Below are 4,022 nucleotides of genomic sequence, written 5' to 3' on the forward strand. Positions count from 1 at the left end.
CCGAGCTGGGCCCCGAAGGCTTTGCCAACTGGCTGCGCGCCGAGCCCCTGATTCACTACACCGACACCACGCTGCGCGACGCCCACCAGAGCCTGCTCGCCACCCGGATGCGCACCTACGACATGCTGCGCGTAGCCGGCTCCTTTGCGCGAATGCACCCGCAAACCTTCTCGCTCGAAGTCTGGGGCGGCGCCACCTTCGACGTGGCCCTGCGCTTTCTGCACGAAGACCCCTGGCAGCGCCTGGCCGAATTGCGCGCGGCCGTACCCAACATCCTGCTGCAAATGCTCATCCGCGGGGCCAACGGCGTGGGCTACAAAGCCTACCCCGACAACCTCACGGAACGCTTCGTGGCGCAGGCCAGCGAGACCGGCGTCGATGTGTTCCGCATCTTCGATTCGCTGAACTGGGTCAAGGGCATGGAGGCCTGCATCGGCTTCGTGCGCCAGCAAACGCCCGGCCTGGCCGAAGCCTGCATCTGTTACACCGGCGACATTCTCGACCCCAAGCGCAACCAGAAATACTCGCTCGATTACTACCTCCGGCTGGCCCGGCAGCTCGAAGACGCCGGCGCCCACATTCTGGCCATCAAGGACATGGCCGGTTTGCTCAAGCCCTACGCCGCCCAGGAGCTGATTGCCGGCCTGCGCGACGCCGTGAAGCTGCCCATCCACCTGCACACCCACGACACGAGCAGCCTGCAAGCCGCCACGTATCTGAAAGCCGTGGAAGCCGGCGTCAACGTCATCGACGTGGCGCTGGGCGCCTTGTCGGGCCTCACCTCGCAGCCCAACTTCAACTCCATCGTGGAAATGCTGCGCGGCACGCCGCGGCATCGCGAGTTCAACCAGCACTCCCTCAACGAGTTCAGTACCTATTGGGAAGGCGTGCGCGAGCTGTACTACCCGTTCGAGTCGGGCCTGATGGCGGGCACCTCGGAGGTGTTTCAGCACGAGATTCCCGGCGGGCAGTATTCCAACCTGCGCCCGCAGGCGGCCTCGCTGGGCTTGCTCGATAAGTTTGAGGAGGTGAAGGAGCGGTTTGCCGACGTGAATCAGCTTTTTGGCGACATCGTGAAGGTCACGCCCAGCTCCAAGGTCGTGGGCGATATGGCCCTGTTCCTGGTCAGCAACAACCTGACGCCGCAGGACGTGCTGGAACGCGGCGAGTCGCTCAGCTTCCCCGAATCGGTGCGCGAGCTGCTGCGCGGCGACATCGGCCAGCCCGAAGGCGGCTGGCCGGCGGAGCTGCAAAAGGTGATTCTCAAAGGGGAAAAGCCTTACACCGAGCGGCCCAACGAGCACCTCGCGCCCATTGACTTTGAGGCCGAATGGACAGCTTTTCAGGCGAAGTTTCCGGGCGCCAAGTTCACCGATTTGCTATCGTACCTGCTCTATCCCAAGGTGTTTGAAGAATATTGGGCGCACCAGCAGCAGTTCGGCGACGTGAGCCAAATCCCGAGTCCCGTCTTTTTCTACGGCCTGGCGCCCAATGAGGAAACCATCCTCGACATTGCCCGCGGCAAGTCTATCATCGTCAGCCTGCAATCGGTGGGTCCGGTGAACGAGGACGGGATGCGCACCATCTTTTTCAACCTCAACGGCCAGACCCGCAACCTGGAAGTGCGCGACCAGTCCGTGGCCGTGACCCGCGTGAGCAACGCCAAAGCTGACCGCAGCAATCCTGCCCACGTGGCCGCGCCCCTGCAAGGACTGCTGAGCAAGGTACTGGTGCAGCCCGGCGAGCAGGTGGCCCGCAACGCGCCTCTGTTTGTCATCGAGGCTATGAAGATGGAAACCACCATCACCGCGCCCCAGGACCTGACCGTGGCTGCCCTCACGCTCGAAGCCGGCACCCGCGTGCAAGCCGACGACCTGGTGCTCACGCTGGGCTAAACCGGGGCCTTTAGCCCTAAAGAGGGGGTAGGAAATTACCTGAACGATAATTCCCTACCCCCCCTACGCTTGCGTAAGCTAACGGCTACTGGCCCAGCCGCCACGCCAGGCCCGCGCCCACCGTGCCGCTGCCCGTGGCCGGGCCGCCCAGCAGCCGACCGCCATTCACATCGAGGCGCAGACCGGGGGTAGGGCGCCAGTACAAGCCCAGGGTGCCGCCGGTGCTCAGCGCGGCGCGGCCCTGGCCGTAGGCTTCCACGAAGAAGCCAGCGTGCTCGCCCAGCGGGCCGTTCAGGCTCAGCGCGCCCAGAAATACGCCCTGCTCCACGTCCTTCACTTTCAGGCCGCGCTGCCCGAAGCCGAGGTTGGCTTCCAGGCCGTAGCGCTGGCCCAGCTGCTGGCCTACCAGCAGGCGAGCCGCCGGTGCCCAGCCCGCGCCGGCCACCTGGCCGGTACCGGGCACCGTGGTTTCGGCCAGCAGCGCTACCTGCGTGCGGGTGTCGGGGTTGGGCGAGAGCATGAGCTTGGTGCCCACCAGCAGCGGCGCCCAGCCGGCCGAGTCGGCGCGGGCGCGGGCCGGGTTTTCGCCGGAAGAGGGGGGTAGGGAACTGCCGCCGCCGGGCCGGTACGCCTGGGTCACGCGCAGCTCCATGCTGTTGAAGAAGCCGATGCGCAGCGTGGCCGCGCTCAGCGTGCTGGCCGCGCTGCCCTTCGGCGATTGGCGCAGCAGGCCGGTTTCGAGCTGAAACTGACCGGGGTGCAGCACGTGCGCCGTGATGGTCTGGCCGGGCCGGTCGGGGCGGATGTTGCGCACGTAGGGCGCGTCGAGGTTAGAGTTGTTTTCGGCCGGCGTATTCTGGGCCAGGGTGCGGCCGGCGGTGCCCAGCAAAAGGGCCGTCGCGGCAAGCAGAGTGGTTTTGCGCATGGCCTTCCAGACACTGCTTTCGCCGGGCCGGTTCGCTGGGCCTCCTAAAACCGCTTAAAATCTTCGAATGTTAATACGCTTCAGGGGCTGGCGACACAACTTTTCTGGCCTGAATGGAGTAATGCGCACCCAAAAAAACAGTCCTGGCCGCACGACGGCCAGGACTGGTCTGCTTGAGAGCTACTGCGCCGCAAAATAAGCTTTTGGCTGGCGCTACTTGGCTACGATATTAGCGCGAATCTCACCGGTTCGCGGGTGCTCTTGCGTGTGCAGGTTGGCGTACACGCTGCCGGCCAGCAGGGCCTCACGCTGCTCGGCCGTGAGCGTGGCTTTCGCCACGGTTGGGTTGGTAAGGGGGCTGGGGAAGCCCAGGCTGGGGGCCAGATTGACACTGCCGGGCGGGGCAATATGGAAGTGGCCGGCGGTGGGCGTCAGGCCCGAATACGAAATGGTGTAGTTCAGCTCGTTGGTGTCCTTGTTGAAGATGCCGCTCACCACGCCCTTGGCATCGGTGGCGATGGCCGGCACCTGGTTGGCGCCGCTCAGCTCGCCCGACAGGCTCACAATGTTCGGGGGCATCAGGTTGGCCCGAATCTCGCCGGCGTCCGGGTTGTTGGCGGTGTGAATATTAGCATACACCTGACCCGTGAGCAGCGCCTCGCGCTGGGCCCCGGTCAGCGTCGTTTTGCCCGTGACGGGGCTGGTCAGGCCCGGCATGGTGAAAAAGCTGGGCGTTTTGATGCCGGGGGCGCCCAGGTGCAGGTGAACCAGCGTGACGGCGCTCGACAAGCCCGAGAAGGTGACTGCATAAGTCAACTCGTTGGTATTCTTGTCGAAAGAGCCCGCGAAAGAGCCCGTGCCCGCCGTGGCAACCGGCAGCGGCGCAATGTTGCTGCCTTTCAGCTCGCCGGTGATGGTTACCGGGTCTGGGGTAGGGGTTTCGGGGTTGTCTTTTTTACAGGCCCCAACCAGCGTCAGGCCGGCCAGGAATAAAAGAGAGGGAAGCAGTTTTTTCATATTATGAAGGAGGAAAATAGATAATTGAATACAAATTTACAGTTACTAACCTATTGGGTCTGCTCCACTGGCCGAATGAGAGCTGGCGGCCGGTCAGCGGCCACTATTTCGCTGTCAGAGTCCGGGCTGGGTGGTGGGCGCCGGGCGTCCGGCGCGTTGGCGGGTGGGTCCGGAATGCCGGCGGC

3 protein-coding genes are annotated in these 4,022 nt (G+C 64.4%); 1 reads left to right on the plus strand and 2 read right to left on the minus strand.

Features of this window, described 5'->3' with window-relative positions; all coding sequences use genetic code 11:
* The coding region (locus ACFE70_RS09115; RefSeq protein WP_375417425.1) for a pyruvate carboxylase subunit B at positions 1-1,895 on the plus strand (1,895 nt) is incomplete at its 5' end.
* An 85-nt stretch (positions 1,896-1,980) separates the two neighbouring features.
* Here ACFE70_RS09115 and ACFE70_RS09120 read toward each other — a convergent pair.
* Complete coding sequence (locus ACFE70_RS09120) at positions 1,981-2,820, minus strand: hypothetical protein (protein ID WP_375417426.1); 840 nt, start codon at positions 2,818-2,820, stop codon at positions 1,981-1,983.
* A 213-nt stretch (positions 2,821-3,033) separates the two neighbouring features.
* Positions 3,034-3,837: a CHRD domain-containing protein gene (locus ACFE70_RS09125; RefSeq protein WP_375417427.1), complete on the minus strand. Its 804-nt coding sequence runs from the start codon at positions 3,835-3,837 to the stop codon at positions 3,034-3,036.
* Between the last annotated feature and the right edge of the window lie 185 nt (positions 3,838-4,022).

Origin of the sequence: uncultured Hymenobacter sp. (assembly GCF_964243305.1) — a bacterium.
Lineage (GTDB): Bacteria > Bacteroidota > Bacteroidia > Cytophagales > Hymenobacteraceae > Hymenobacter.